General features: G+C 72.1%; 24 protein-coding genes. 10 read left to right on the plus strand and 14 right to left on the minus strand.

The features are described 5' to 3' along the window. Window positions 1-27 precede the first annotated feature (27 nt). Complete coding sequence (locus ACY34M_RS21025; RefSeq protein ID WP_462719652.1) at window positions 28-1,179, minus strand: ROK family transcriptional regulator; 1,152 nt, start codon at window positions 1,177-1,179, stop codon at window positions 28-30. Between the two features lie 94 nt (window positions 1,180-1,273). On the opposite strand from ACY34M_RS21025, the gene ACY34M_RS21030 reads away from it, so the two are divergent. Continuing rightward, entirely contained in the window at window positions 1,274-2,494 is a 1,221-nt protein-coding gene (locus ACY34M_RS21030) for an MFS transporter (protein ID WP_462719651.1), read from the plus strand. A 135-nt stretch (window positions 2,495-2,629) separates the two neighbouring features. Continuing rightward, on the plus strand, window positions 2,630-4,021 hold the full coding sequence (locus tag ACY34M_RS21035; protein WP_462719650.1) for a uracil-xanthine permease family protein: 1,392 nt from the start codon (window positions 2,630-2,632) through the stop codon (window positions 4,019-4,021). Here ACY34M_RS21035 and ACY34M_RS21040 read toward each other — a convergent pair whose 3' ends face one another. From ACY34M_RS21040 to ACY34M_RS21080, 9 genes are all read right to left on the minus strand, one after another. Further along, on the minus strand, window positions 4,022-4,582 hold the full coding sequence (locus tag ACY34M_RS21040) for a non-oxidative hydroxyarylic acid decarboxylases subunit B (RefSeq protein ID WP_462719649.1): 561 nt from the start codon (window positions 4,580-4,582) through the stop codon (window positions 4,022-4,024). After that, on the minus strand, window positions 4,573-5,982 hold the full coding sequence (locus ACY34M_RS21045; protein WP_462719648.1) for a UbiD family decarboxylase: 1,410 nt from the start codon (window positions 5,980-5,982) through the stop codon (window positions 4,573-4,575). The genes ACY34M_RS21040 and ACY34M_RS21045 overlap by 10 nt, the downstream gene beginning before the upstream one ends. Further along, the gene (locus ACY34M_RS21050) at window positions 5,969-6,712 is read right to left on the minus strand and encodes an aspartate racemase/maleate isomerase family protein (protein WP_462719647.1); all 744 of its coding nucleotides are present in this window, start codon (window positions 6,710-6,712) and stop codon (window positions 5,969-5,971) included. Before ACY34M_RS21050 ends, ACY34M_RS21045 begins: the two co-directional genes overlap by 14 nt. Before the next feature lie 93 nt (window positions 6,713-6,805). Continuing rightward, on the minus strand, window positions 6,806-7,735 hold the full coding sequence (locus ACY34M_RS21055; RefSeq protein ID WP_462719646.1) for an amidohydrolase family protein: 930 nt from the start codon (window positions 7,733-7,735) through the stop codon (window positions 6,806-6,808). A gap of 76 nt (window positions 7,736-7,811) precedes the next feature. Further along, the gene (locus ACY34M_RS21060; protein WP_462719645.1) at window positions 7,812-10,055 is read right to left on the minus strand and encodes a molybdopterin cofactor-binding domain-containing protein; all 2,244 of its coding nucleotides are present in this window, start codon (window positions 10,053-10,055) and stop codon (window positions 7,812-7,814) included. 77 nt (window positions 10,056-10,132) lie between these two features. Then, window positions 10,133-10,870, minus strand: coding sequence for a GntR family transcriptional regulator (locus ACY34M_RS21065; protein ID WP_462719644.1), 738 nt, complete (start codon window positions 10,868-10,870; stop codon window positions 10,133-10,135). A gap of 12 nt (window positions 10,871-10,882) precedes the next feature. Further along, the gene (locus ACY34M_RS21070; RefSeq protein WP_462719643.1) at window positions 10,883-12,367 is read right to left on the minus strand and encodes a nucleobase:cation symporter-2 family protein; all 1,485 of its coding nucleotides are present in this window, start codon (window positions 12,365-12,367) and stop codon (window positions 10,883-10,885) included. Between the two features lie 88 nt (window positions 12,368-12,455). After that, window positions 12,456-13,805, minus strand: coding sequence for an amidohydrolase family protein (locus tag ACY34M_RS21075; RefSeq protein ID WP_462719642.1), 1,350 nt, complete (start codon window positions 13,803-13,805; stop codon window positions 12,456-12,458). Window positions 13,806-14,058: 253 nt separating this feature from the next. After that, window positions 14,059-15,192, minus strand: a complete 1,134-nt coding sequence (locus ACY34M_RS21080) for a glycoside hydrolase family 6 protein (RefSeq protein ID WP_462719641.1) — start codon at window positions 15,190-15,192, stop codon at window positions 14,059-14,061. 167 nt (window positions 15,193-15,359) lie between these two features. On the opposite strand from ACY34M_RS21080, the gene ACY34M_RS21085 reads away from it, so the two are divergent. Both ACY34M_RS21085 and ACY34M_RS21090 read left to right on the plus strand, forming a co-directional pair. Beyond that, the gene (locus ACY34M_RS21085) at window positions 15,360-16,073 is read left to right on the plus strand and encodes a DUF5995 family protein (RefSeq protein WP_462719640.1); all 714 of its coding nucleotides are present in this window, start codon (window positions 15,360-15,362) and stop codon (window positions 16,071-16,073) included. A gap of 82 nt (window positions 16,074-16,155) precedes the next feature. Then, window positions 16,156-17,088 (plus strand): LLM class F420-dependent oxidoreductase, encoded by a 933-nt coding sequence (locus tag ACY34M_RS21090; protein WP_462719639.1) that lies wholly within the window; start codon window positions 16,156-16,158, stop codon window positions 17,086-17,088. A 23-nt stretch (window positions 17,089-17,111) separates the two neighbouring features. On the opposite strand, the gene ACY34M_RS21095 is transcribed toward ACY34M_RS21090, so the two are convergent. The 4 genes from ACY34M_RS21095 to ACY34M_RS21110 form a co-directional block, all read right to left on the minus strand. Then, on the minus strand, window positions 17,112-18,815 hold the full coding sequence (locus tag ACY34M_RS21095) for a flavin monoamine oxidase family protein (protein WP_462719638.1): 1,704 nt from the start codon (window positions 18,813-18,815) through the stop codon (window positions 17,112-17,114). A 73-nt stretch (window positions 18,816-18,888) separates the two neighbouring features. Further along, window positions 18,889-19,680 (minus strand): carbon-nitrogen hydrolase family protein, encoded by a 792-nt coding sequence (locus ACY34M_RS21100; protein WP_462719637.1) that lies wholly within the window; start codon window positions 19,678-19,680, stop codon window positions 18,889-18,891. 159 nt (window positions 19,681-19,839) lie between these two features. After that, window positions 19,840-20,292, minus strand: coding sequence for an Lrp/AsnC family transcriptional regulator (locus tag ACY34M_RS21105; RefSeq protein ID WP_462719636.1), 453 nt, complete (start codon window positions 20,290-20,292; stop codon window positions 19,840-19,842). Between the two features lie 10 nt (window positions 20,293-20,302). Continuing rightward, complete coding sequence (locus ACY34M_RS21110; protein WP_462719635.1) at window positions 20,303-21,772, minus strand: amino acid permease; 1,470 nt, start codon at window positions 21,770-21,772, stop codon at window positions 20,303-20,305. Between the two features lie 426 nt (window positions 21,773-22,198). Between ACY34M_RS21110 and ACY34M_RS21115 the strand changes: the two genes are divergently transcribed. Genes ACY34M_RS21115 through ACY34M_RS21140 form a run of 6 tightly spaced genes read left to right on the plus strand, consistent with a single transcriptional unit; the run spans window position 22,199 to window position 26,560 of the window. Further along, window positions 22,199-23,083: an STAS domain-containing protein gene (locus ACY34M_RS21115; RefSeq protein ID WP_462719634.1), complete on the plus strand. Its 885-nt coding sequence runs from the start codon at window positions 22,199-22,201 to the stop codon at window positions 23,081-23,083. Then, window positions 23,080-23,481, plus strand: coding sequence for an STAS domain-containing protein (locus ACY34M_RS21120; RefSeq protein ID WP_462719633.1), 402 nt, complete (start codon window positions 23,080-23,082; stop codon window positions 23,479-23,481). The genes ACY34M_RS21115 and ACY34M_RS21120 overlap by 4 nt, the downstream gene beginning before the upstream one ends. Further along, on the plus strand, window positions 23,465-23,923 hold the full coding sequence (locus ACY34M_RS21125) for an ATP-binding protein (protein WP_462719632.1): 459 nt from the start codon (window positions 23,465-23,467) through the stop codon (window positions 23,921-23,923). The genes ACY34M_RS21120 and ACY34M_RS21125 overlap by 17 nt, the downstream gene beginning before the upstream one ends. Continuing rightward, complete coding sequence (locus ACY34M_RS21130; protein WP_462719631.1) at window positions 23,920-24,933, plus strand: SpoIIE family protein phosphatase; 1,014 nt, start codon at window positions 23,920-23,922, stop codon at window positions 24,931-24,933. Before ACY34M_RS21125 ends, ACY34M_RS21130 begins: the two co-directional genes overlap by 4 nt. Next, on the plus strand, window positions 24,930-26,162 hold the full coding sequence (locus ACY34M_RS21135; RefSeq protein ID WP_462719630.1) for a PP2C family protein-serine/threonine phosphatase: 1,233 nt from the start codon (window positions 24,930-24,932) through the stop codon (window positions 26,160-26,162). The genes ACY34M_RS21130 and ACY34M_RS21135 overlap by 4 nt, the downstream gene beginning before the upstream one ends. Continuing rightward, window positions 26,159-26,560, plus strand: coding sequence for an STAS domain-containing protein (locus ACY34M_RS21140; RefSeq protein ID WP_462719629.1), 402 nt, complete (start codon window positions 26,159-26,161; stop codon window positions 26,558-26,560). Before ACY34M_RS21135 ends, ACY34M_RS21140 begins: the two co-directional genes overlap by 4 nt. Window positions 26,561-26,589: the final 29 nt, after the last annotated feature.

A 26,589-nucleotide genomic window follows, 5' to 3' on the forward strand; every position in this document is an offset into this window, starting at 1 on the left:
CCTTCGGCGACGGCGCGGCGAGCGCCGCTAGGGAGCGAACACGCGCTCCTGAGCGGCCTCCCGCGCCATCAACAGGGCCCCGCCCAGCACGGCCCCGCCGCCCAGCTCACCGGCCCGTACGTCGGTGAGCAGCGGTGACATCACGGCGATGCGCTCCCCCACCCGCCGGGCGAGCGCGTCGCCGCCCGCCCGTCCGACCTCGCCGCCGAGCACCACACATCCGGGGTCGAGCACGGCCACCACGGCGGCGACCCCGAGCACCACCCGGTCGGCCAGCGCGTCGAGGAAGGCGGCGTCACCGGCGCGCACCACGTCGGCCGCCCGCTCCAACGGCTCGCCGGGGTCCACCAGTCCGTGCGCGGCGGCCAGTTCGAGGATCGCCGCGGATCCGGCCAGCGAGTGGAAACCGCCGTCGCAGTCGGAGGCGGACGGCAGTCCCGCGGTCCCCGGCACCGGCAGGAACCCGACCTCTCCGGTGCCGCCCGACGCGCCGCGCCGCAGCTTTCCGTCCAGGACGACGGCGGCGCCGATGCCGAGGCCGAGCCAGAGCAGCGCGAAGGTGTCGCGGTCGCGGGCGGCGCCGTCCCGCCGCTCGGCGAGGGCGGCCAGGTTCGTCTCGTTCTCCACGAGTACGCGCGCGGGCAGCCGTTCCTGCAGCGCGGCGACGAGGGCGCGGTGCCAGCCCGGAAGGCCGGAGGAGTCGCGCAGTTCGCCGGTCGCGGGGTCGATGAGGCCGGGGGCGCCGACGCCGACGGTGTGCAGCCGCGCGATGCCCGCCTCCTTCGCGGTCCGCTCCAGGGCCGTGACGGTGCGCTCGACGGCGGCGCCCGCCTCGTCCCCCGGCTCGACCGGCACCGACGCCTCCGCGAGGACCGTGCCCACCAGGTCGGCGACGACGAGCCGGACGCCGCCGGTGCGCACGTCGAGCGCGGCGAGGTGGGCACGGTCGGCGACGATCCCGTAGAGCCGGGCGTTGGGGCCGCGCCGCTCGGCGCCCGCCTCGCCGACGACGGCGATGAGGCCCGCCGCCGTGAGCCGCTCGACGAGGTCGGCGACGGTGGGGCGGGACAGGCCGGTGCGTTCCTTCAACTGCCCCGCGGTGAGCGGCCCTTCCTCCTGGAGAAGGCGCAGCGCGAGCCGGTCGTTGATGGCTCGGGCGGTTCTCGGCGATGCGGGCATGGCGGGATCCTACGCGGAATTCCCTGGCACTATCAGGCAGGGTTCCTGATAGTTTACGGCGGCACGCAAGGGACACATGGGGAGGGCCCGCGGCATGCCGGAACCGACGTACTCACCAACGGAGTTGAAACGGGCGCGGTACGCCGTCGCCGCCGTCTTCTGCATCCACGGCTCCGTGACGGGGTCGTTCGCGACGCGGGTGCCCTGGATCCAGGAGCACGCGGGCGTGAGCGCCGGACAGTTGGGCCTCGCGCTCGCCTTCCCCGCGATCGGCGCCTCGCTCGCGATGCCGCTCGCGGGCAGCGTCAGCCACCGCTTCGGCGCCCGCACGGCGCTGCGCGGGCTGCTCGCGCTGTGGACGCTGGCCCTGATCCTGCCCGCGCTCGCACCCAACCTGCTCACGCTCTGCGCCGCGCTGCTCGTGTACGGGGCGTGCGCCGGCATGTCGGACGTGGCCATGAACGCGCTGGGCGTCGAGGTCGAGACCCGGCTCGACAAGTCGATCATGTCGGGGCTGCACGGGATGTGGAGCGCGGGCGCCCTGATCGGCTCGGCCGGCGGCACCCTCGCCGCGCATCTGGGCGCGGACGCGCGGCTGCACCACGCACTCGCCGCGCTCGTCCTGACCGTCCTCGGCCTGATCGCCTGCCAGTGGGTGCTGGATCTGCGCCCGACGGAGGAAGAGGAGGCGCCGCCGCGCTTCGCGCTGCCGCCGAAGTCGGCGCTGCTGATCGGCGCGGTCGGCTTCTGCGCGGTCTTCGCGGAGGGCGCGAGCCTCGACTGGTCGGCGGTGTATCTGCGGGACGTGCTCGACACGTCGCCGGGGCTGGCGGCCGCCTGCACCACGGCGTTCACGCTCACGATGGCGGTGGCGCGGATAGCGGGCGACGCGGTGGTGGACCGGTTCGGCGCGGTGCGCACCGTGCGCACGAGCGGTGTCGTGGCCACGATCGGCGCGCTGCTCGTGGTGATCGCACCGAACCCGGCCGTGGCGATGGCCGGATTCGGCCTGGTGGGCCTGGGTATCGCGGTCGTGGTCCCGCTCTGCTTCGCCGCGGCCGGGCGCAGCGGACCGAACCCGAGTCTGGCCATCGCGGGCGTGGCCACCATCACGTACACCTCGGGTCTGATCGCGCCGTCCGCGATCGGCACGATCGCCGACGCGACCAGCCTGGTGGTGTCGTTCGGCCTGGTGACGGTGCTGGCGAGCGGGCTCGTGGTGTTCGCGCGGGTGCTGCGCGGCGGGGACCGTACGCGGGCGGGGGCGGCGGAGCCGAACCCCGCGGACGCCACGGAGCCCGCCCCGAAGGCCTGAGCGGGTGGACGGGTGGGCGGTGGCTCGGTACGAGTTCGCACTTACGTCGCATTAACATGAAGCGATCATTCCGAGCCACACAGGCATCACGACCCACCACCCACCTCACGGTCACCACAGAAGGCGGAAACTCTCATGGACCTCGGCGTGCGCTGGAAACTGCACGGCGACGGCCGCACCCCGGCTCCCGGCGCGGTCGTCCGCCCCGACGAGCGGCTCTCCTGGCCGCGCACGATCGGGCTCGGCGCACAGCACGTGGTGGCCATGTTCGGCGCGAGTTTCGTCGCGCCCGTTCTGATGGGCCTCGACCCGAACCTCGCGATCATGATGTCCGGCGTCTCGACGGTCATCTTCCTGCTCGCGACGCGCGGCCGGGTCCCCAGCTACCTGGGCTGCTCCCTCTCCTTCGTGGGTGTCGCGGCCGTGATCCGGGCGCAGGGCGGCTCCAGCGCGACCGTCACCGGCGCGGTCTTCGTCGTGGGCGTCGCGCTGTTCCTGGTCGGCCTCGCGGTGCGGAAGTTCGGGGCGCGGATCATCCACGCGGCGATGCCGCCCGTGGTGACCGGCGCCGTCGTGATGCTGATCGGCTTCAACCTCGCGCCGGTCACGGCCTCCACGTACTGGCCGACCGACCAGTGGACGGCGCTCCTGGTGATGCTGTTCACCGGTTTGGCCGTGGTGTGCCTGCGCGGTTTCTGGTCGCGCATCGCGATCTTCCTCGGCCTTGTCTTCGGCTACGCGCTCTCCTGGGTCCTCGACCAGGTCTTCGGAAAGATCCACTCGTCGAACGGCGGCGGCAAGGCCGTCGACCACTGGCGGCTGGACCTGTCCGCCGTCGGGCAGGCGGACTGGATCGGCCTGCCGTCCTTCCACGCCCCGTCCTTCCAGTGGTCGGCGATCCTGGTGGCCCTGCCCGTCGTCATCGCGCTGATCGCGGAGAACGCGGGACACGTCAAGGCCGTCGGCGAGATGACCGGCGACAACCTCGACGGCAAGCTCGGCACGGCCATCTCGGCGGACGGCGTCGGCTCGATGCTCTCCACGGCCGTCGGCGGCCCGCCCAACACCACGTACTCCGAGAACATCGGCGTCATGGCCGCGACCCGCGTCTACTCGACGGCGGCGTACTGGGCGGCGGCCGGCTTCGCCCTGCTGTTCGGCCTGTGCCCGAAGTTCGGCGCGATCGTCGCGGCGATCCCGGGCGGTGTGCTCGGCGGCATCACGGTCATCCTCTACGGCATGATCGGCCTGCTCGGCGCACAGATCTGGATCAACGCCGGGGTGGACCTGCGCAACCCCCTGAACCTGGTGCCGACCGCCGCGGGCATCATCATCGGCATCGGCGACGTCTCCCTGAAGTTCACCGACAACTTCTCCCTGAGCGGCATCGCCCTCGGCACGATCGTCGTGATCACCGGCTACCACGCCCTGCGCGCGATGGCCCCCGCCCACCTCAAGACCCAGCAGCCGCTCCTTGACGAGGGGACGTCGTCGTACGACGCGGACACGGCGTCCGACAAGAAGTAGTCAGCCTCCCGCCCACCGGTCCACCGCGGGTCCCGGCAGGGCGAGCTGATCGAGGACCCGGGCGACCGTGTGGTCGACCAGGTCCTCGATCGTTTCCGGGCGCCGGTAGAAGGCCGGCATCGGCGGCACGATCCGCACGCCCATGCGCGCGAGGGCCAGCATGTTCTCCAGATGGATCTCGTGCAGCGGGCTCTCGCGCGGCACAAGGACCAGCGGCCGCCGCTCCTTGAGGACCACGTCGGCCGCCCGTCCGATCAGCCCGTCCGCGTACCCGGCCCGGATCCCCGCGAGCGTCTTCATGCTGCACGGCGCGATCACCATGCCGTCGGTGCGGAACGACCCCGAGGAGACCGCGGCCGCCTGGTCGCCGGGCCGGTGCACGACGTCGGCGAGCTTCTGCACGTCGCCGACGCTCCGGTCCGTCTCCAGGTCGATGGTGGTGCGTGCCCAGCGGCTCAGGATCAGATGCGTCTCGACGTCGGGCACGGCGCGCAGGGCCTCCAGGAGGCGGATGCCGTAGAGCGCGCCGGTCGCGCCCGTGATCCCGACGATCAGCCGCACGGCGCGCCCCGGTCGAGCAGCTCGCGGGCACGGGCGGCGCGGGCCGGGTCCGTACGGATGCGGACGGCGTCGAAGTGCGGGGCGCGGGTGGCGTCGAGGCCCATGCGGGACGTGGTGCCGTCCGGGGTGGACGAGGGGTCGAGGGGGCTGCCGGGCAGGCCGTCGACCGTGAACACGTCCGCGTGCGGCTGGAGATGGGTCGCCAGCGCCCACAGGACCTCCTCGTCCCGCGTCACATCCACGTCCTCGTCGACGGCGACCACCGTCTTCAGGTACGGGTCCCAGCCCAGCAGCGCGAGCATGATCTGCCGCGCCTGCCCCGGCCGGGCCCGGCTCAGGGCGACGTACGCATGGAAGTGCGTGCCCGACGTCGGGTAGTGCAGCGCCGTGACCTCGGGGAAGCGGGACCTGAGCTGTTCCGCCATCTCCGACTCGCGCGGGATGCGGGCCAGGTTGAGGTGTTCGGCGCTGTTGCCGCCCACGATGTCGAGGAGGACGGCGTCGCGGCGGCGCAGCACGCTGTGCACCGTGAGGACGTTGTTGGTGGAGCGGTCGGAGGAGTAGCCCGAGAATTCGCCGAAGGGGCCCTCGGGCGCGGTGCGGGCCGGGTCGATGACGCCTTCCAGGACGAGTTCGGCGCAGGCGGGGACACGGATGCCGTGCCGCGGGGTGCGCACGACGTCCAGCGGCTCGCCCAACAGACCACCCGCCAGGGTGCGTTCGTCGACGTCGGGGCCCACGCGGGCGGAGGCGGCGAGCTGGAACAGGGGGTGGGCGCCGACCACCATGGCGACCGGCAGCACCTCCCCGCGCTCCTCGGCGAGCCGCAGCAGCTGCCACAGATGGCCGCGCGAGTGCAGGCTCGTGGCGAGCTCGGTGCGGCTGTGCACGAGGGCGCGGTGGTAGCTGAGGTTTCCGGAACGGCCGGGTGTGCCGGGCGGCGCCTCGGCCGTGAGGACGCCGCTGGTGAGGTACGGGCCGCGGTCCGAGTCGAAGTGCTTGAGGAGGGGGAGCGTCGTCAGGTCGACGTCCGGGCCCTGCGCGACCGTGTCGAGGACGGGGCCCGTGGGGACGACACGGGGTTCGGTGCGGCGGGCGGCGGCCCGCTGGTAGGCGCGGTGGAGTCCGGCCGGGTCCGTGCCCAGCAGCCGGGCGACGCGGACGCGCGAGGCGAAGAGGTTGGTGATCAGCGGCGTGCCGTCGAGCCCCGAGACCTGCGGGCACACCAGGAGTTCGGCCCGCCCGCGCGCGGCGAGTTCGGCGACCAGCGCGGCGACGTCCTCGCCCTCCAGCTTGTCGTCGACCGTGAGGACGTCCTCGGGGTGGGCGGCGCGGTAGGCGTCGAGGAAGCGGTGCAGGTCCTGGTGGCCCGTACCGAGGGCGCGCTCAGTGGCTGTCACAGCAGACTCCCGCGTGCACCCCGCCCGTGAACAGCGCGCCCCACGAGGGGGATTCGACGGCCTTGCCGAGCAGGTCGAGGCCGGTGCGGACCGCGATCCGCGCGCCGTCGTGCACGGGCTTGCCCAGCTCCCGCTCGACCATGGCCGCGACGGGCGCCACCGGCAGTTCGGTGCCCGCCACCACCAGGCACTCGGCGTCGACGGAGTCCGCGTCGAGGAGGATCCGGCGGACCTTCGACACGGGCAGCTCGGCCGCCTCGCGCGGGGTGGACAGGTCGAGTGCCGTGAGGGAGGCGATGCGCAGGCCCGCGGCGAGGCAGGTGTCGGCGAGGCGGCCCGCCTGTTGTGCGGAGCCCGCCGTGATCAGGGCGACGGAGTGGGTCGCGGAGCGGGCCAGCAGGTCGAGCTGGCCGAGGGTGACGGTGGTGGCGCGGACGCCGGCCGTGCGCTCGACGACGCGCGCCACGGCGCGGGCGTGGGCGGCGCCGTCGAGGCCGCCCGATGTGCCGTGCCACACGATGGCGTCGGCGCCGGCCTGCGCCAGCTGTTCGGCTCCGCGCCGGAGTTCGTCGGTGTGGGCGGGCGTGAGGCCGGGACCGTACTGGAACTCGGGGAGGAGCGCGCGGGCGGTGGGGTGGGCGACGTCCACCTGAACCGGCGCGCAGATCTGACCGACCCAGCGGTCGGCGCCGAGGGAGGTCGCGGGGAGGAGGTGTCCTATGCGCTGCATTCTTGGCGATCCGATCTGTTGCCGAATTCGAGCCTCTGCCGGAGAGGCCGGGGCACCGGCGGCGCCCCGGCCTCCTCCAGCCCGTGGTCACGGTCACGTACGGGCCACGTTGTCCAGCGACGCGTAGGTGTCCGTCAGCCTCAGCTGCGCCTCTTCCTGGTTGCGCGGCGGAGGCGTCGGCTTCAGACCGAGGAGCTTGGCCATGTTGTTGCCGAGGTAGCCCTCCAGATGCTCCTCGGAGAGGTTCATGCCCTGCGGCGGCGGACCGCACAGGACTTCCAGCTCCCGCGCCCACATGCCGGGCTCGTTCGGCGGCGAGTCGGTGCCGAAGACCAGCTGGTGCTTCTCCATCTGCTGCGCGAACTCCACGATCCGGGACTGCAGCAGCCAGCCCGACTCGCCGTACACGTTCGGCGAGTCGAGGATCATGTAGAGCGCCTCGAAGCAGTAGACGCCGCCGGTCTGCACACCGAAGTGGGCGAGGATGAAGTTGACGTTGGTGAACTCCCGGATGATCGGATAGAACTGCGTCGGGATCGAGTACGGCCCGTCGCCGGTGTGGATGAGGACGACGACACCCAGTTCGTCGCAGACCCGCAGCACGGGCCGCAGCCAGTCGAGGGCACGGTCGGGCCGGTAAGCGTGCATGTTGGCATGCAGCTTGAGCATCTTGTAGCCGTACTCCTTGACGTGGAACTCCAGCTCCTTCGCCCCGTTCTCGGGCCCGAAGCGCGGGTTGTACATGAAGTTCCCGATGAACCGGTCGGGGTACGTGGTGACCAGTTCGGTGATGTACGACATGTAGTCGCGGATGCCCTCGCGCCCGGTGCGCATCCCGTCCTGCCAGACGGAGTTGCCGGGCGGCGGCATGATGCAGCCGTAGTCGATCCGGCGCGGCTTGCCGTTGATCATGTACGGGCCGTCCATCATCTCCAGCGTGCGCTCACCCGTGAACGGGGAGCCGTCGTGCCGCCACGCCTGGTCGACGATGTTGGTCGGGTGCATATGGGTGTCGATGATCAAGGTCTTGTTTCCTTCCCAGCTGGTGCCAACCGTGTTTCCGTGGTGGACCGTTTGGGGACCCAGGGCAGGGCCCGCCTCACCTCCCTTCCATGTCGGTGATGTCCTCGGGCCGCACCGGCACCTTCGCCAGCTCACGACCGGTCGCGGCGCGCAGCGCGTTCGCGATGGCCGGGGTCGACGACAAGGTGGGCGGCTCACCGACGCCGTTGAGGCCGTACGGCGCGTCCGGGTGCGGAAGTTCGAGCAGGTCGATGGGGACGTGCGGCATGTCGGCGATGGTGGGGATCAGGTAGTCGGTGAAGGACGGGTTGCGCACCCGCCCGTCCTCGACCCGCAGCTCCTCCATCACGGCGAGGCCGAGGCCCTGCGCGCTCCCGCCCTCGATCTGGCCCTCCACGGCAAGGGGATTCATCGCCTTGCCGACATCCTGTGCGGTGGCCAGCTCGACGACCTTCACGAGCCCCAGCTCGGTGTCCACGTCCACGACCGCCCGGTGCGCGGCGAAGGCGAACGCGATGTGCGCGTCACCCTGACCGCGTTCGGCGTCGACGGGGAACGTGCGGCGGTGCGCGTACTCGTACTCCGCCTCCAGCGAGCCGTGCTGGGCGAGGAGTTCGGTCAGCGGCCGCTCCCCCAGCGTCGTGATCCGCTCGCGCAGCGCCTTGCACGCGCCCTGCACCGCTCCCCCGCTCATCCAGGTGATGCGCGAGGCCGAGGACGACCCGGCGTCGCCGACCCCGGTGTCGGCGGGGAGCACGACGACGCGCTCGACGCCGAGTTCGGTCCGTACGATCTGCGTCTGCACGGTGACGATGCCCTGGCCGCACTCGGCGGCGGCGGTGTGCACCTCGGCGACCGGTTCGCCGCCGGACAGCGTGAGCCTGACACGGGCCACCGACCGGTCGTCGACGCCGCCGGAGAAGCCGATGGCCTTGACCCCGATCGCGTAGCCGACCCCGCGCCTGATGCCTTCGCCATGGCTGGTGTTGTTGAGCCCGCCCGGTTTCCCGAAGGGTCCCTCGCCGACGGGCGGCAGGGGCCGGTCCCGCAGCCGCCGCAGCAGCTCGGCCGCCGGAGCCGGACCGTCCACCGCCTGGCCCGTCGGCAGCACCGTCCCCGTCGTCATCGCGTTGCGCAGCCGCAACTCGACCGGATCCATGCCCAGTTCACGCGCCAGCTTGTCGAGGTTCGACTCGACTCCGTAGCAGGACTGGACGGCACCGAATCCGCGCATCGCTCCGCACGGCGGGTTGTTGGTGAACACCGAGAAGCCGTCGATCTCGACGTGCGGCACGTCGTAGGCGCCGGCCGCGAAGTACGAGCCGTTGGCGATGACGACCTGCGAGGTGGAGGTGTAGGCGCCGCCGTCGAAGAGCAGCCGGGCCTTCACGTACACGAGCCTGCCGTCCCGCTTCGCCCCGTGCTCGAACCACATGCGGGCCGGGTGGCGGTGCACATGGCCGTAGAAGGACTCCTCGCGGTTGTAGCTCATCTTGACCGGCCTGCCGGTGCGCAGGGCGAGCATCGCCGCGTGGATCTGCACGGACACGTCCTCGCGCCCGCCGAACGCGCCGCCCACGCCGGACAGCGTGAGCCGCACCTTCTCCGGCGGCAGGCCGAGGGCCGCGCACATCTGGTGCTGGTCGTCGTGGAGCCACTGCGTCGACACGTACACGTCGACGCCACCGTCCTCCGCCGGGATCGCGAGCCCGGACTCGGGACCGAGGAAGGCCTGGTCCTGCATGCCGACCTCGTACGTGCCGCTGACGATCACGTCGGCCCCGGCGCGGGCCGCCGCGAGGTCGCCGTGGCGGATGCGGACGTGGCGGACGATGTTGCCGTGCTTGCCGTCGACGCGTTCTTCGTGGACGAGCGGGCCGCCGCCCCGCACGGCCTCCTCCGGGTCGGTGAGCGCGGAGCGCTCCTCGTACGCGATGTCGATCAGCGCCAGCGCCCTGCGGGCCGTCTCGGGGTGATCGGCGGCCACGAGGGCCACCGGCTCTCCCTGGTACCGGACGCGGTCCGCGGCGAGGACCGGCTGGTCGGAGACCTTCATGCCGTACGTCGCCTGCCCCGGCACGTCCTCGTGGGTGAGCACCGCCAGCACCCCGGGAAGCCGCAGCGCCGAGGTCGTGTCGAGCCGGACGATGCGGGCGCTCGGGTGCGGGGAGCGCAGGGTCGCGCCCCACACCATGCCCTCGGCCCGCAGGTCGGAGGAGTAGGCGAAGTCGCCCTTCACCTTCAGTCGGCCGTCGGGGCGCGCGGTGCTGGCGCCGACGCCGTCACGGACAGCGGTGGCGGTGCCGGTTGCGGTGCTCACGGTCGTTCACTTCCCTTCTGGCTTGCGCTGAACGGGAGTTGAGACTCGAACGTGGTGCGTGCTCGCTCTCGGTGGCGCTATTCGACGGGGCGTACGCGACCGGGCTCGGCGGCTGCCGAGGGACCCGGCGCGACCGCCTGCGAGAGGCGGATGCGCAGCTTGCGGATGTGGTCGCGGGCCGCGAGGTCGGCGGCGTCCGGGTCGCCGGAGGTCATCGCCTCGAAGATGCGGCGGTGCTCGGCGACGGCGAGCCGTGGCGCCTCCTGGCCGCGCCACAGCTGGTGCAGGGCGAGGTGGGCGCGGCCCTGGATGGTGTCGAGGGCCGCGGTGAGGTGGGGGTTGTCGGCCACCTCACGGATCATCCGGTGGTAGGCCATGTCCATCTCGATGTGCGTGCGCTCGTCGACGCCGGTGCCGATCTCCCGCTCGTGCCGTTCGAGGAGCTCGCGCAGTTCGGCGACGCGCGAGGCGTCCAAGCGCTCGGTGGCCAGGCGGGCGGCGAGGCCCTCCATCACCTCACGCACGACGTACAACTGCCGCACGTCCTCCACGTCGACCGTGGCGACCACGGCCCCCTTGTGCGGGACATGCGTGGCCAGGCCGTCGTGGATGAGGCGCTGGACCGCCTCGCGCACCGGGCTGCGGCTGATGCTCATCTGCGCGGCGAGGGCGGGCACGGAGAGGGCGTCACCGGGGCGCAGCCGGTTCGCCAGGACGGCGCCCTTCAGCTCCTCGTACGCCCGGTCCGCCAGGAGGCTGCCGGCCGCGACCGGATTGACGGCGCGCTCCGCGCCGCTCCCCATTCCGCCGCCCATCTCAACTCCCCCTCACCGTTTGCCCGTTGGAGATACATGTTGCATGTAATGTTCGGGTGCGTCAATGGATCCGGCGCCCTCGGCGGCGCCCTCCCGGCGCTCCCGCCGCCTCCCGAAGGGAATCCGCAGGTGGTGGAAGAAGAGGTTCAGGAGCACCGCGGTGAGCGTGCCGAGGATGATGCCGCTCTCGAAGAGGGCGTGCAGCTGCCGCCCCGGCATCTGCTCGGCGAACTGCGGGAACGCGGTGGGCAGGAAGCCGACGCCCACGCTCGCCGCGACGAGGATGGTGTTGCGCTGGTCCGTCAGGTCGGCCTGGAAGAGGATCTGCACGCCGACGACGGCGATGGTGGAGAACAGCACGATCGTCGCTCCGCCGAGGACCGAGGCCGGCATCGCGGCGACGATCGCCCCCACCTTCGGGACGAGGCCGAGCACCATCATGATCACGCCGGAGGACGCGACGATCCACCGGGACTTGACCCTGGTCAGCCGGATCAGGCCGATGTTCTGCGAATAGACCGTGCTGGGAAAGGAGTTGAAGACTCCGGCCACAGCGGTGGCCAGGCCGTCCGCCCGCAGGGCTCGCGTCACGTGCTTGCCCTCGACCTTCCGGTCCACGATCTCGCCGACGGCGAAGAACTGCCCGATGGACTCGACCGCGATGATGACCATGACCAGGACGACGGAGAGCACCGCGACGACGTCGAACCGCGGCGCCCCGTAGTGCAGCGGCGCCGCCGTGCCCAGCCAGGGCGTGGCGGCGATCCCCGAGAAGTCGGCGAATCCGGCGAGCGCGGCCACGACCGTGCCGACGACCAGACCGACCAGCACGGCCACCGTGGCGAGGAAGCCGCACGAGAGCTTGTGCAGCAGCAGGATGACGACGAGCGTGACGGCGGCGAGCCCCAGGTGCGCGGGCGAGCCGAACGAGCCCTGGCTCGGGTCTCCCCCGCCCACCTGCCGCGCGGCCACGGCGAGCAGCGTGATCCCGACGATGGTCACGATCGTGCCGGTGACCAGCGGCGGGAAGAAGCGGACCAGCCTGCTGAAGACGGGCGCCACCACGAACAGGGCGAGCCCCGCCGCGATCACCGCCCCGAACACGGTCGGCAGCCCCGCCTTCGCCCCGCCCGCCGCGAGCCCCACGGACACCAGCGAGGGCACGGCGGTGGTGGACGTGCCCTGCACCACCGGCAGCCGGATGCCGATGCCCGGCAGCCCGGCGGACTGCAGGAGCGTGGCGAGGCCGCAGGTCAGCAGCGAGGCGTTGACGAGCAGGGCGATGTCGTCGCCCTTCATGCCGATGCCCTCGGCGACGAGGAGCGGCATCACGACGGCGCCCGCGTAGAAGGCGAGCACGTGCTGGAACCCGTACACGACGAGGCGCCACACGGCGGGCACGGAGTCGACGGCGTCCTTGCGCCGCACCTCCGCCTCGGCCGTGCCCGGCTCCCCCGCCCCGCCCCGCATCCCGTCCTGGACTTCCTTCTCGGACATGTGCGTTACTCCCTCCACCCGGTGGTCCGGGTGTTGTCTCGTTGCGCACTTACCGGGGCCGTGGACGGACGGCCGTGACCTGTGGCTTTCAGGTACGCCAGGGCGTGGTGAGCGGGTCGAGGCCGGCCCGGCGGACGAGGCGTTCGGCCCGCTCCTGGGCCTCTTCGAGCAGCGCCTCCTCGTCGACGAGGGTGCAGCGCCCCTCCTCGACGACCACGCGCCCGCCGACGACGGTCGTCTCGACGTCACCGCCGCGCGCGGAGTAGACGAGCGCGGACACCGCGCGGTGCAGCGGGCGCAGGTGGGGGCGGTCGAGCGCCACCACGACGAGGTCCGCGGGCGCGCCGGGCGCGAGCACGCCCGCTCCGTTGCCGACGTACCGGCCGCCCTCCCTGGTGGCCAGTTCCAGGGCCTCCTCGCAGCGCGCCACCGCCGGATCGAGCGTGTCGAGGCGCTGCGCGAACAGGGTCTGCTTCATCACCTCGAACATGTCCTGGCGGTGCCCCGCGCTGGGCCCGTCGGTGCCGAGCGCCACCACGGCCCCGGCTTCCCGCAGGCGGCGCAGCGGCATCACCCCGGAGGCGAGGTAGGCGTTGGAGGCCGGGTTGTGGGCGACCGCAGCGCCGTGTTCCCCGACCGCCTTGGTCTCGGCGTCGTCGAGCCAGACGGCGTGCGCGAGGGTGGCGCTCCCATCGAGCAGTCCTTCCGCGGCGAGCCAGCTCACGGGCCTGATCCCGTACGCGTCGAGGTAGCTCGTCGGGTCCTTGGGGCCCTCGCTGCAGTGCGTGTGCCAGCGGACGCCGAACTCCCGGGCCAGCCCGACGGCTCCGCGCACCAGTTCCTGGTCGCCGTAGCTGAGGTTGAGCGGGGCGGGCCAGATCTCGACGGCGGACCCGGGCGGCCTGCCGCGCATGCAGTCCCGCGTGATGTCCAGCTCCTCGGCCACGGAGTAACGGAAGAGAGCGTCGGGCAGTCCGCGCGCGGCGGCGACGGCGGTCTTGTGCCCGATCATGCCGCGCGCGACGACGCCGCGGAGTCCGGTCGCCTCGATGGCACCGGCCACCGAAAGAACCGTTTCGGCATCGGTCGGCGCGTAGTGGTTGTCGACGACCGTGGTGATCCCGGAGCGCAGCGCCTCCACCGCGCCGAGCGTCGCGGCGACCCGCGCGTCCTCGGCGTCCACCGCGATCGAGTACGGCCACATGAACTCGCACAGCCACGGCCAGATCGACTGTCCCTCGCCGAGCCCTCGCGCCAGCGCCTGGAAGAGGTGGCTGTGCCCGTCGACGAACCCCGGCAGCACCGCCCGGCCCCGGCAGTCCACCACCCGCGCGCCCCGCCACCCGGCCTCGATCTCCGCGGCCGGGCCCACCGCCACGATCCGGTCCCCCGACACCGCGACGGCGCCGGGCTCGTACACGTTCCTGTGGTCGTCCACGGTGACCACAGGGCCTCCGGTGAACAGAAGGTCGCAACTCCGCACGGAGTCCAAGGGAGCCTCCAGGGTCCGGGGATCTCGGGCATCGGCCATATTTCACATTGCATGCAACATATTCCGGCCACTGGAACTGTCAACCCCTGCGGCTCGTAGGGGACTTGCCGCGCGCTCGCAGGGGACTTGCCGCGCACTCGTGGGGGACTTACCGCGCAACGGACCCGCCGCACGCGGACATCACGCGGTCACGCGCGCCTCAGTCCGCCAACTCATAGGCGTAGTCGGGCGTGAACGTCCCCGGCTCGCCCTTGCAGCCGTCCGACTCCCCCGGCAGTTTCACCCACAGGTACGCGTCGATACCGGGCTCCCCGGTCCGGAGCGTCGGTGCCCGGCCCAGCTTGCGGTCGTCGGGGTCGCACCACTCGCCGTCGGCCGGGGCGCCGTTGCCGTTGCGGCTCGTGTCGACGACGGCGCCGAGGCCGCTCGGTCCGTCCAGTGCGGCGAGCACCTTGCGCGCGTACGCGATCTCGTCCGACGTCCGGTGGAAGTTGGAGACGTTGGTGAACACGCCGTCGGAGGAGTCGGCCGATGCCGCGCCCGCCGCACGCAAGCGAGCCGCCTGCGTGCCGGGCGGGTTCCAGGCGGAGTGCCCGGCGTCGTAGTAGACGCGGGCGCGCGGGTTCGCGGCCTTGAGGACACGGCCCGCCCGCGCCAACGCCGCGAAGCGTGTGCGCTGTTGGGCCTTCGAAAGGCATTCGGTCTGGGACAGCGCGTCGGGCTCCAGGACCACGACGACCTCACCGGAACCGAGCCCCCGCGCGAACCTGTCGATCCAGTCGCCGTACGCGTCCAGGTCGGGCGCCCCGCCGTCGGAGTACCCGCCGCAGTCCCGCTCGGGGACCGCGTAGGGCACGAGCACCGGGACCCGGCCGGCGCGGGCCCCGGCCGAGGTGACCGCGCGCACCCGTGCGGTGATCGTGGCGGGCGTGTAGTCGGCGAACCAGACGGCGGCCGGGCGGCTCGCTATCCGGGACTCGATGAGCGGGCGGCGCGGGTCGGAGCGGTTGGCCCGCACCCAGTCGAGCACTTGGGAGTCTCCGTGCCGGTACAGGCGGCTCTCGGCGGGCTTGGTGTGCGACGGGGACGAAGCCGGCGGGGCGGGGGCGGTTGTCCTCGCCACCGGCTCCGGACTCCGCGAACCCTGCGAGGGCGGGAGGGAAGGCGATGCGCTCGTCGCCGACGGGGTCGGCACCGCGGGCTGCGGTCGCAGACTCGGGGTCCGGCTGACGGTGGGGCGCGCCTCGTCGGCGCCGTCCCTGCCGTCGTCGAGGGCGGAGACGAGGCCGACGACGGTCCCCACGGCGACCACGGTGGAGGTCGCCGCGGCCATTGCTCCACGCACGGCTCCGCGGCGCCGCCGCGCCCGTCGTTCGGCCAGCCTCCGTGCACGTGAGCCCGCCACCGCACCCGCCCCTTCCAGCTCTGCCGTTCCCTCGTTCTGGGGAAGCGCCCGGCCAGCCGACGCCCACGTAAGGCTAGGACTGGGACGCTGCGTGCATGGCGCAGTTGGAGCGGTTCGCACAGGCCCGGATCCCCGCTCAAGGGGTCGACATCGTGATCGCGAGAATGCGTGCGCTCGGCGCGGACCTGCCACCGCGGGACGGTCTGGCCGTCTTCAACCGGGTCTACCTCTCCGTCACGGAGGCGGTCGGCCGGGCCATCGCCGGGGGCTCCGCGGGCGGCTTCCCGGACCGGGGAGCAGCGGTCACGCTGGATGTCCGGTTCGCCGAGCGTTATCTGGCGGCGGTCGACGCGGCCTCGCACGGCGCGCGCCCGCCCGCCTGCTGGAGGCCCCTGTTCCAGTTCCGCCGGCATCCCGGCGTACGCCCGTTGCAGTTCGCGCTCGCGGGCATCAATGCGCACATCGGGCACGATCTGGCGCTCGCCGTCGTGGACGCGTGTCGCACGCTGGACTGCGAACCGGACGCCCTGGAGGACGAGTTCGACCGCGTGGGCGACCTCCTCGTCACGCTGGAGGAGCGCATCCGCGAAGAGCTGATGCCGGGCCCCGATCTGCTCCAGGTCGCCGATCCGCTGACCCATCTGCTCGGCTCGTGGAGCCTGGAGCGGGCGCGCGACGGGGCGTGGGGCGCGGCCCGCGCACTGTGGGCGCTGCGCGAACTTCCCTCTGTGCAGGGTGAGTTCGCGTACCGCCTCGACACCTCCGTGGGACTGGTGGGCCGGATGCTGCTCACCCCACTGCCCGACTGAATCGGCGGCGCCCGCGGGAACACCCGCACCGCACCGGCGCGTTGACACAGCGACCCACGCTGTCGAGCAAAGGAGCACGAGCATGGCGACGACCCGACTCGGCCTCGGACTGCCCCAGATGAAGCAGTACGACATCGGCAGGGACGTGCCGGACGTGGCGCGCGCCGCGGAGGCGATCGGCTACGACAGCCTGTGGGTGTTCGAGCGGGTCCTGTACCCGGAGCCCGCCACCCAGGGGTTGTACGGGATTCCGGGGCTGCCCTGGCCCGACCAGTACCGCTCGGTGGCCGACCCGCTCGTCACGCTCACCCTGGCGGCGTCCGCGACGTCCCGCGCCCGGCTCGGCACCAGCGTCCTCGTGGCACCGCTGCACATCCCCTTCCAACTCGCCCGCTCCCTCGCCTCGCTGGACGCGGCGAGCGGGGGCCGCGTCGTCGCTGGGGTCGGCACGGGCTGGTCGCACGACGAGTACGCGGCGGCGGGCGTGGCGCCCTTCGAGCAGCGCGGCAAGGTGCTCGACGAGCTGATCGACGTGTGCCGCGCGGTGTGGGGCCCCGACCCGGTGTCGTACGAGGGCGGGCTGACGACGATCGCGCCGTCCGTGGTCGGCCCGAAGCCGGCCGGTCCGCTCCCGATCCTGCTCCCCGCGGGCAGTCCCCGGGCGGCCCGTCGGCTGGTCGACAGGGCGGACGGCTGGATGCCCGTGGCGATGGGCACGGAGAACCTCAAGCAGCAGTGGGCCGACCTCCAGGCGCTCGCCGAGGAGCGCGGCCGCACCACTCCCCTGCGGACCGTGCTGCGCGCCAACACGGCGCACACGCGTGAGCCGTACACCGGGGACGACCGCAGGCCGTTCCAGGGCAGCGTCGACCAGATCGTCGAGGACCTGGTGGCGCACGACGAGGTCGGGCTGGAGGAGATCCTGATCGAACTGCAGGGCGAGGCCCGCGACGCCCAGGAGCTCAAGGACGTCGCGGCCGAGGTGTACGAGAAGGCGCGCGCGGCAGGCCTCTAGCCCCGGGGTCCGTCAGAAGGGCCCTAGTCCTCCGGGAGCTCCACCGGCGCGATCTCGTCGAACACGTCGCCCGGACCGGGGTTGGTGGCGTCCGTGCTGCCGCCGAGGTGGTGCATGACGCCCCACACGGCGTTCAGCGCGGTCTGCACGGCGCCCTCGGCCCATCCGGCCGTCCACGAGATGTCGTCACCGGCGAGGAAGATGCCTCGCCGGTCCTCGGGCAGCGTCTCCTGCATGAAGTGGGTGAACAGGCGGCGCTGGTAGCGGTAGTGGCCGGGCAGGTTCGCCTTGAACGCGCCCATGAAGTACGGCTCGTTCTCCCAGGACACGGTCACCGGGTTGCCGATGATGTGCTTGCGGATGTCGACCTTCGGATAGATCTCGCCGAGCGACTTCAGCATCACGTCGAGGCGCTCGTTGGCGGACAGCGGCAGCCACTTCAGGCTGTCGTCGCACCACGTGTAGGAGAGGCAGATCGTGGCGGGCTTGTCCGGCCCGTCGTCCAGTAGGTACGTGCCGCGCGTCATCCGGTCGGTGAGCGTCATCGACATGACGTCACGGCCGGTGTGCTCATCCTTGTCGAGCCAGAACGGCCGGTCGACAGGCACGAACAGCTTGCTGGACTCCATGTAGTGCGTGCGCTCGATCGCCGTCCAGTGGTCGATCGGGAAGAGCGAGTCGTCGCAGTCCACCTTGGACAGCAGCATCCACGACTGGGCGGTGAAGATCGCCGCCTTGTACGTGCGGATGTCGCCGTCGGCGTCCGTGACGGTGATGTGGTTGCCCGCGGTGCGGGAGAGCCGGGTCACGGCCGGGCGCGGCTTGCCGTCCACGTGCAGGGTGGCGAGCGAGGTCCCGTACGGCCAGTGCACGATCTTCTCCGGCTCGCGCTCCCACAGCCGCAGCGGCAGCTGCTGCGAGCCGCCCTCGATGCCGCGGTGGTGGTCGTCGGCCTCGGTGTAGACGACGCGCAGGATCTCCAGGATGGAGTTCGGGAAGTCGGTGTCCCAGCCGCCGGTGCCGAAGCCGACCTGGCCGAAGATCTCCCGGTGCCGGAAGGACTTGAACGCCTCGGACTCGCAGAGGAAGCCGTAGAAGGTCTGGTTGTCGAGCTTCTCGACGAGCTTCGCCCAGATCTCGCGGATGCGCGGCACGTCGCGCTCGCGCATCGCCTGGTTCATGTCGGAGAAGTCGGCGCCTTCGTCGAGGCACTTGTTCCAGGCCTCGGCGACGTCCCGGTAGACCTGGGGGAGATCGGCGAGGGTCTCGGCGTAGTGGGACTCGCCCTTGAGGTCGACGACCGTCGAGGGCGTGGCCTCCGAGAGCGGGTTGGGGAACGCCCTCGTCTTCAGGCCCACCATGTCGATGTAGTGCTGAAGCGCCGTGGACGACGGCGGAAAGCGCATCGCACCCATCTCGGCGGTCAGGCCCGCGGCCTGCGCCGGGGTGCCCTCGAAGCCGACCGTACGCAGCCGGCCGCCGATCCGGTCGGCCTCGTACACGACGGGCGTGAGGCCCATCTTCATCAGCTCGTACGCGGCGACGATGCCGGACAGGCCGCCGCCGATGACCGCGACCTCCGTGCCGTGCTCGGTCGCGGGTATCTGGCCGAGGCCCGCCGGGTGGGCGAGGAAGTCGTCGTACGCGTACGGGAAGTCCGGCCCGAACATCGTGATGGGCGGCTGGCCCTCGGTGTGCTGGGCTGCGGTGGGCACCGTGGACGTCATGGGGTGCGGACTCCTTGCGGATACTGAAGTGCTGGGCAGGAAGCGGGAGTTGAGGCGGTTCCGGGGGCGGGCCTCAGGAGGCGAGCGGGCCGTACAGCTCCGGGCGGCGGTCGCTCAGATAGGGGTTGGCCGCGCGGGAGGCGGCGAGGAAGCCGGGGTCGGCGTCGGCGAACACCAGCTCCTCGCCGCGCCCTGCGCGGGCGCGGGCCACCCCGTCGGGCCCCGCGAGCGTGGAGAGGCCGACGAACTCGAACTCGCCCTCGGCGCCCACCCGGTTGACGTACGCGACGTACAGCTGGTTCTCGAAGGCGCGCACCGGTACGACCGATTCGGCGACGAACTGGAAGGGGTGCATCTGCGCCGTCGGGACGAGCAACAGGTCGGTGCCGGCGAGGGCGTGCGCCCGTACGTTCTCCGGGAACTCGACGTCGTAGCAGATCATCAGGCCGACCCGCAGACCGTTCACCTCGGCCTGTACGACCGGCTGCTCGCCGGGCGTGAACTGCTCGCGCTCGAAGCAGCCGAACAGGTGGGTCTTGCGGTAGTTCGCGAGGCGGGTGCCTTCGGCGGAGATCAGCTGTACGGAGTTGTAGACCGTCTCGCCGTCCCGCTCCGGGTAGCCGTAGGCGACGGCGAGGCCGTGCCGGTGCGCGATCTCCGCGACGGCGTCGGCGGCGTCCCCGTCGGCGGGCTCGGCGAGCCGGGCCACGTCGTCACCGATCGCGTACCCGGTCAGGAACATCTCCGGGGTCACGAGGGCCCCGGCGCCCGCGGCGGCGGCCCGGCCCGCGGCGTCGTCGAGAACCTTGAGGTTCGCGGCGGTGGAGCCGGGGTGTCCTGAGCTCTGGAGCAGGGCGGTGCGCATGGGTGTCCTCAACCGGTACGGGGCGGGATTCGGGGTCACCTAGAAGTTACGGTCGCCCGCCACCGGTGGACAAGAAGCACCTGTTGCATGCCGAGGAGCTGTTCGTTGCGTGATTTTCCGGGGCCGCGGTGATTCGTTGCGCGGCGGCCGCGGGGCCCGTTACGTGGGCGAACCCGACGTGAAGCGGCGCATCAGCGGGGACAGGACCAGCACCGACTTGGTCCGCTCGACGAAGGGCTCCCCCGCGATCCGCTCCAGGACCCGCTCGAAGTGCCGCATGTCGGAGGCGAAGACCTGGACGATCGCGTCCGCCTCACCGGTGACGGTGGAGGCGGACGCGACCTCGGGATAGCGCTCCAGGCCCCGCCGGATCGCCTCCGGCGAGGTGTTGGAGCGGCAGTACATCTCGATGAACCCCTCGGTCTCCCAGCCGAGCGCGGCCGGGTCGACACGCACCGTGAACCCGGTGATCGCGCCGGTGGCCCGCAGCCGGTCCACGCGGCGCTTCACGGCGGGCGCGGACAGGCCGACCAGCTGGCCGATGTCCGCGTAGGAGCGGCGGGCGTCCTCGGCGAGGGCGTGCACGATGCGTTCGTCGAGATCGTTCAGCAAGGCAGGTGTGTCACTTCTGGGCTGCGGGTTCGGCGAGACGGGAGCGGCGCATCCCGTAACAGAAGTAGAACACGAGGCCGACGGCCATCCAGACACCGAAGACTATCCAGGTGATCGCGGACAGACTGCCCATCATCCACACACAGAAGGCGAAACCGGCGACGGGGAGGACCGGCGAGAGCGGCACCCGGAAGGTGCGCTTCATGTCGGGGCGGGTCCGGCGCAGCACGATCACGGCGATGTTGACCAGGGCGAACGCGAAGAGCGTGCCGATGCTGGTGGCGTCGGCCAGCTGACCGAGCGGAATGGCGGCCGCGAGGACGCCGCAGAAGAGGGACACGATGATCGTGTTGGTGCGCGGCGCCCCGGTCTTCGGGTGCACCTTCGAGAACACCTTCGGCACGAGCCCGTCGCGGGACATCGCGAAGAGCACCCGGGTCTGCCCGTAGAGCACGGTGAGCACGACGGACGCGATGGCGATGACGGCGCCGGCGGCGAGCACCGTGCCCCAGAAGGGCTGTCCGGTGACGTCCTTCATGATCGCGGCGAGCGTGGCCTCGGAGTCGGTGAAGCCCGTCCAGGGGCGGGCGCCCACGGCGACGGCCGCGACGAGGACGTACAGCGCGGTGACGATGATCAGCGACAGCATGATGGCGCGGGGCAGGTCGCGCTGCGGGTTCTTCGCCTCCTCGCCCGCGGTGGAGGCGGCGTCGAAGCCGATGTACGAGAAGAAGAGCGTGGCCCCGGCGGCGCTCACGCCCGCCATGCCGAGCGGCATGAAGTCCGCGTAGTTGCCGGACTTGAAGCCCATGAAGCCGATGACGCAGAAGAGGATCAGCGCGGCGATCTTCACGGCGACCATGACGGTGTTGGCGCGGGCGGACTCCTTGGCGCCGCCAAGGAGGAACACCATGGCGAGCAGCACCACGATCAGCGCGGGCAGATTGAAGATCCCGCCGTCGCCGGGCGGCGCGGACAGGGCGGCCGGGATGGTGACGCCTATCGTCCCGTCGAGCAGTTCATTGAGGTACTCGCCCCAGCCGACGGCGACCGCGGCGACCGAGACCCCGTACTCCAGGACGAGGCACCAGCCGCACACCCAGGCGAGAAGTTCGCCCATCGTTGCGTACGCATACGAGTAGGAGGATCCGGCGACCGGGATGGTGCCGGCCAGTTCGGCGTACGAGAGGGCCGAGAAGAGCGCGGTGAGTCCGGCGATCACGAAGGACAGCGTGACGGCGGGACCGGCCTTCGGCACGGCCTCGCCGAGCACCACGAAGATGCCGGTGCCGAGCGTGGCCCCGATGCTGATCATGGTCAGCTGCCAGAGCCCGAGGGAGCGCCGCAGCGATCCGCCCTCGCCCTGGCCGCCCTCCGCGACCAGGAGATCCACCGGCTTGCGCCGCATGAGGCGGGCACCGAACCCCGCGGGCGCGGGGGCGGCTTGCGGGGTGCGCGGGGGTGCGCCGTGGTCGAGCACGGGCTGGCTCCTTGATCGCTGCTGGGCAGGTGGGGCCGCAGCGAGGGAGGCGCGGCGGAGCACTCCCGATGACGGGGCCCGCCGAGCAGGCAGAACCCCCGCCACGCAACGTACAGCGGATGACTCTAAAGGACGCGGCTTCTCATCTGTAATGCAGCAACCTTGCGTGGGCCCGGCCGAACCTTGCGCGTAACCGCTGGTGGCGCGTGTTCATTGCGGTGCCCGTTTCGTCTGTTGCGTCGCGAGTGACGCATGACACACCCCGTGATCGGGAGTGAAGTCACCGCGGCGGGGTAATCGCAGGGGCTGCCCCTGCCGTTGGTCCCGGATGATGGTCGGCCGTCAATCCGGGTCACCGCAGGGGCAGTTGAAGGTGTGCATGATGTGCAGGATGCACACGGACGGGGATCGGCCTGAGAGGGGCTTGTGAGTACCAGCGAGACAAACATCCGAGATCTGCTGCTGGAAGCGCTGCGGGACCAGGAGCAGCAGATCGCCGCACGGTGGACGACGCTCCAACTGGAACAGGCGGCACTCGGTACCAACATGAGCGAGAGCGAGCTGCGCGAGGAGGCGCTGCTGCTCGTCGACGCGCTCACCGAGGCACTGGCCAGCGACACCCCGGTGACGCGCCTGGTGACCTCGCACCACAACCTGCGCACCACGGTCACCGAGCTGTCGCTGCGCCGGGTTCGCGCGGGCGCCACGCCCACCGACACCTCGCTGGCGGTGCTCTCCCTCAAGGAGGCGCTGCTGGAGGCCGTCCAGCACACCACCCGCGACATGGGCGAGCTGTTCGCCGCGGCCAACTTCATCAACCGAACGCTCGACGCGGCGGGCGCGCTCTCCTTCGAGACGTACGTCGAGGGGCGCGAGGAGATCATCCAGCGCCAGAGCCGTCAGCTGATGGAACTCTCCACGCCCGTCGTACGGTTGTGGAAGCACGTCCTGGCCGTGCCGCTCATCGGCACCCTGGACACGGCCCGCACCCAGATCGTCATGGAGTCGCTGCTCCAGGCGATCCAGGACGACGAGGCCAAGGTCGCCATCATCGACATCACCGGGGTGCTGACCGTCGACACGGCGGTCGCCCAGCACCTCATGCACACCGTCAACGCGGTCCGGCTGATGGGCGCCGACTGTGTCATCAGCGGCATCCGTCCGCCCATCGCCCAGACCATCGCCCAGTTGGGGATCGACCTGTCCACCATCCTGACCCGCGCCACGCTGGCCGACGCGCTCGCCGCTTCGGTCAAGCTCACGGACCAGCCCGCCGTCGGTTTCGCCGTCGCAGGGTCGGCACCGCGGTGAACTCCCCTCGCCCGACGGGCGTTCCCATTCTGCGGTTCGGCGATGTCCTGGTGACGGGGCTGCTCGCCGAGCTGGACGACCGGTCCGCGCTGGCCTTCACGGACGAGCTGACCGAGCGGATCACGTCGGACCACGCCCGGGGTGTCCTCATCGACATCTCCCGGCTCGAACTGATCGACTCGTTCGTCGCCCGCACGCTCATGGAACTGACCAACATGGCGCGGCTGTTGGGGGCCCGGGTGATCGTCGCCGGGATGCGGCCGGCCGTGGCGATCACCCTGGTCGAGCTGGGCATCCAGCTGACCGGTGTGGAGACCGCGCTCAACGCCGAGCAGGGCCTGACGGCGCTCGGCTGGCAGCGGACCCAGGAGGCCCCCGGCGATGACCATGTCCGATGAGCGAGCCCCGAGCGCGACGCACGCCGGAGCCGCCCGGGTGACGATCCGCCGCGCCTACGACGTGCGGTCGGACGACGACCTGCTGTCGGTCCGGCACGCCGTGCGCGCCGCCACCGTCGAGTGCGGTTTCGGGCTCGTGGACCAGACCCGGGTGGTGACCGCGGCCAGCGAGCTCGCACGCAACGCCTACGTGCACGGCAAGGGCGGCACGCTCACCGTCGAACTGCTGACCAGGAGAGGAGCCAGCGGTATCCGGCTGGTGATAGAGGACGAGGGCCCCGGCATCCCGGACCTCGGCGCGGCCCTGACCGACGGCTGGACCACCGGCAACGGGCTCGGCCACGGCCTGGGCGGCGCCCGCCGTCTGATGGACGAGTTCCACGTCGACACCGCTCCCGGGGCCGGAACCACGGTGACCGCCGCGCGCTGGACGAACCGATGAAACACCCCATCGACCCCGCGGTCACCGCGCACGTCGTCGTCGACCACGCCAGCGCGGTGCACCACGCGGCCGCGCTGGCTCGCGACGCGGCGACGGCCGGCGGCCTCGACGGCACAGCGGCCGAGCGCACCGCCGTGCTGACCAGCGAACTCGCCGAGAACCTGCTGCGGCACGCGGTCGGCGGCGCCGTCTATGTGCAGCGACACCCACGGGGGCGCGGCATCGACGTGATCGCGATCGACCGGGGGCCCGGCATGGCACAGCCCGACCGGGCCATGGTCGACGGGTTCAGCACCGCCGGGTCGCTCGGTTCCGGCATGGGGGCGGCGCGGCGCCTCGCCGACGAGCTGACGCTGCGCACGCTGCCCGGCGTCGGCACGCTGATCTGCGCCCGGTTCCACGCGCCGGGCGCGGAGCCGGCCCGGTCCGACGTCGGCCTGCTGTGTCTGCCGCTGCGCGGCGAGGAGCGGTGCGGGGACAGCGCGGCCGTGGTGGACGCGCCCGGCGGCCGCACCGCGCTGGTCGTCGACGGCCTCGGCCACGGCGCGGAGGCCGCCGAGGCGAGCGCCGCCGCCGTGGCCACCTTCCGCGAGGCGGCCGAGCGACCGCTGCCCGAGCTGCTCTCGACGATGGACCGGGCGCTGCGCGGGGGCCGGGGCGCGGCGGTGGGCCTGGTGCGGCTGCGCCCCGGCACGGTCGAGCACTGCGGGGTCGGGAACATCCGCGTCCTGATCACCGAGCACGACGGGGTGCGCTCACGGATGGTGGGCCAACCGGGCGTGGTCGGCTGGAACATGCCGCGCCCGCAGGCCCGTTCCACACCACTGCCGGACGGGTGCGCGACGGTCGTCCACACGGACGGCATCCAGGCCCGCTGGGCGGACACGGCGACCCCGTTCCTGCTGGGCCTGCCGCCCCGGCTGCTCGCCGCCGCCCTGGGACACGGCCACCGCAGCGCCCGCGACGACGCGACCGTCCTGGTCTCCGCGGCACCAAGGAGGAATTCATGACCGACCAGGAGGCGACGGCGTCCCCTGGCACGTCCTACCGCTCCCTGCCCGAACTCAGGTCCGCGGTGCGGACGCTGGCGGCCGGGTGGGGGCTGCCCGCCGAACTGCGCACCAGGCTGACCCTGTCCGTGGCCCGGGTCGCCGAACCGGAGCTTCGGGCCGGACGCTTCGTCACCCTGGAGACGCTGGCCGAACCCGGCCACGCGCTCGGGGAGTTGACGGTGCGGCTGCGCTGCCCCCATGCCCCGTGGCCGACGCCGGTCGACGGCCTGCCCCTGCCCGCGCGGCGCGAGACGGACACGACGGTGTGGCGGGTGCCGCTGCCGCAGGCGCCGCACGTGGGCGCGCCCGGCAAGCGCTCCCCCGTGACGCTCCTGGAGGAGGAGCTGCGGGCCGCGGTCGCCCGGGCCGAGGCACTGGAGGCCGACCGGCGCAGTCTCACCCACGAGTTGGACGAGACCAACAGCGGAGTCCTCGCCCTGTACGTGCAGTTGGAGGAGCGCGACGAGCAGCTGCGCCGCGCCCACGGCCAGATGCTGCGCGAACTGGAGGACGCGCTGCGCCCCGGCCCCATGCGGGTGGAGGGCCTGGAGCTGGCCATCCACTACGCCCCGGCGGGCACGGACGCGCCCACCGGCGGCGACCTGTACGACTGGTTCCAACTGCCCGACGGCACCGTGCACATCACGGTCGTCGACGCCCTCGGCCACGGCCTGGCCAGTACCCGCAGCGCTCTGAACGTGACCCACGCGGTCCGCACCCTCACCCTGGAGGGCCACCCCCTGGAGACGGTGATCGCCCGCACCGACGAGATCCTCCTGCCCTACGACCGGGAGCTGATGGCCACCGTCCAGCTCGTCCGCATCGATCCGGTCTCCGGCCGCCTGACCGTCGCCAACGGCAGCCATCCGCCGCCCCTGCTGGTGAACGAGGACGGCAGCGCCCGGTTCCTCGAAGTACGCGGCCGGGGCATCGGTTACCCGCTCCCCGGCAGCGAAAGGCTGTGGCACGAGGAACTGGCCCCCGGTGACCTGCTCGTGCTCTACACGGACGGCCTCACCGAGAGCCGCCGCGACCCCTACGAGGGCGAGCGACGCCTCACGTCGGCCGCCGTGCGGCACCGTCATCGCCCGACCGAAGAGATCCCCGGCGCCCTCGCGAAGGAGATGCACACCGTGATCCTGCACCCGGACGACACCCTCGCCCTGACCGTACGGAGAACCCGGTGACGGCCGCGGACCCCGGGTCCGTACCCGCGGAACCGTCCAGGCCCGACGCCGCGGGAGCGGGGCTGTCGCTGGCCACGTCGGAAGGCCCGGACGGCCCGCTCGTCACGCTCACCGGCGACCTCGACTACGAGACCGCGCCGCGTCTTTTGACGTGCGTGCGGGAGCTCGACGTCCCGGCGGGCGCCACCGTGACCCTCGATCTGTCGGGCGTGGGGTTCTTCGACTCGGGCGGCATCAACGGGCTGCTGCGGGCCCGGACCTCGCTGCTCGGACGGGACGCGGTCCTCACGGTGCGCCGCCTCTCCCCGGTCGTCGAGCGGATCTTCCGGATCACCGGTCTCGACACGGTGCTCGTTCCCGAGGCGTCCGGGAGCGCCGAAGAGCCGACGGCCGGGTAATCGGCAGCGCATCCCCCGGCGGCACGTGC

The organism is Streptomyces sp. EDA2-14, assembly GCF_054963755.1.

Bases quoted from the DNA above. Each gene is read 5' to 3' on its own strand.
- ACY34M_RS21125 (WP_462719632.1), top strand. From the start codon at position 23,465: ATGACCATGTCCGATGAGCGAGCCCCGAGCGCGACGCACGCCGGAGCC.
- ACY34M_RS21090 (WP_462719639.1), top strand. From the start codon at position 16,156: ATGGCGACGACCCGACTCGGCCTCGGACTGCCCCAGATGAAGCAGTAC.
- ACY34M_RS21050 (WP_462719647.1), bottom strand. From the start codon at position 6,712: ATGCAGCGCATAGGACACCTCCTCCCCGCGACCTCCCTCGGCGCCGAC.
- ACY34M_RS21135 (WP_462719630.1), top strand. From the start codon at position 24,930: ATGACCGACCAGGAGGCGACGGCGTCCCCTGGCACGTCCTACCGCTCC.
- ACY34M_RS21030 (WP_462719651.1), top strand. From the start codon at position 1,274: ATGCCGGAACCGACGTACTCACCAACGGAGTTGAAACGGGCGCGGTAC.
- ACY34M_RS21100 (WP_462719637.1), bottom strand. From the start codon at position 19,680: ATGCGCACCGCCCTGCTCCAGAGCTCAGGACACCCCGGCTCCACCGCC.
- ACY34M_RS21070 (WP_462719643.1), bottom strand. From the start codon at position 12,367: ATGTCCGAGAAGGAAGTCCAGGACGGGATGCGGGGCGGGGCGGGGGAG.
- ACY34M_RS21095 (WP_462719638.1), bottom strand. From the start codon at position 18,815: ATGACGTCCACGGTGCCCACCGCAGCCCAGCACACCGAGGGCCAGCCG.
- ACY34M_RS21085 (WP_462719640.1), top strand. From the start codon at position 15,360: ATGGCGCAGTTGGAGCGGTTCGCACAGGCCCGGATCCCCGCTCAAGGG.
- ACY34M_RS21080 (WP_462719641.1), bottom strand. From the start codon at position 15,192: ATGGCCGCGGCGACCTCCACCGTGGTCGCCGTGGGGACCGTCGTCGGC.
- ACY34M_RS21025 (WP_462719652.1), bottom strand. From the start codon at position 1,179: ATGCCCGCATCGCCGAGAACCGCCCGAGCCATCAACGACCGGCTCGCG.
- ACY34M_RS21065 (WP_462719644.1), bottom strand. From the start codon at position 10,870: ATGGGCGGCGGAATGGGGAGCGGCGCGGAGCGCGCCGTCAATCCGGTC.
- ACY34M_RS21130 (WP_462719631.1), top strand. From the start codon at position 23,920: ATGAAACACCCCATCGACCCCGCGGTCACCGCGCACGTCGTCGTCGAC.
- ACY34M_RS21035 (WP_462719650.1), top strand. From the start codon at position 2,630: ATGGACCTCGGCGTGCGCTGGAAACTGCACGGCGACGGCCGCACCCCG.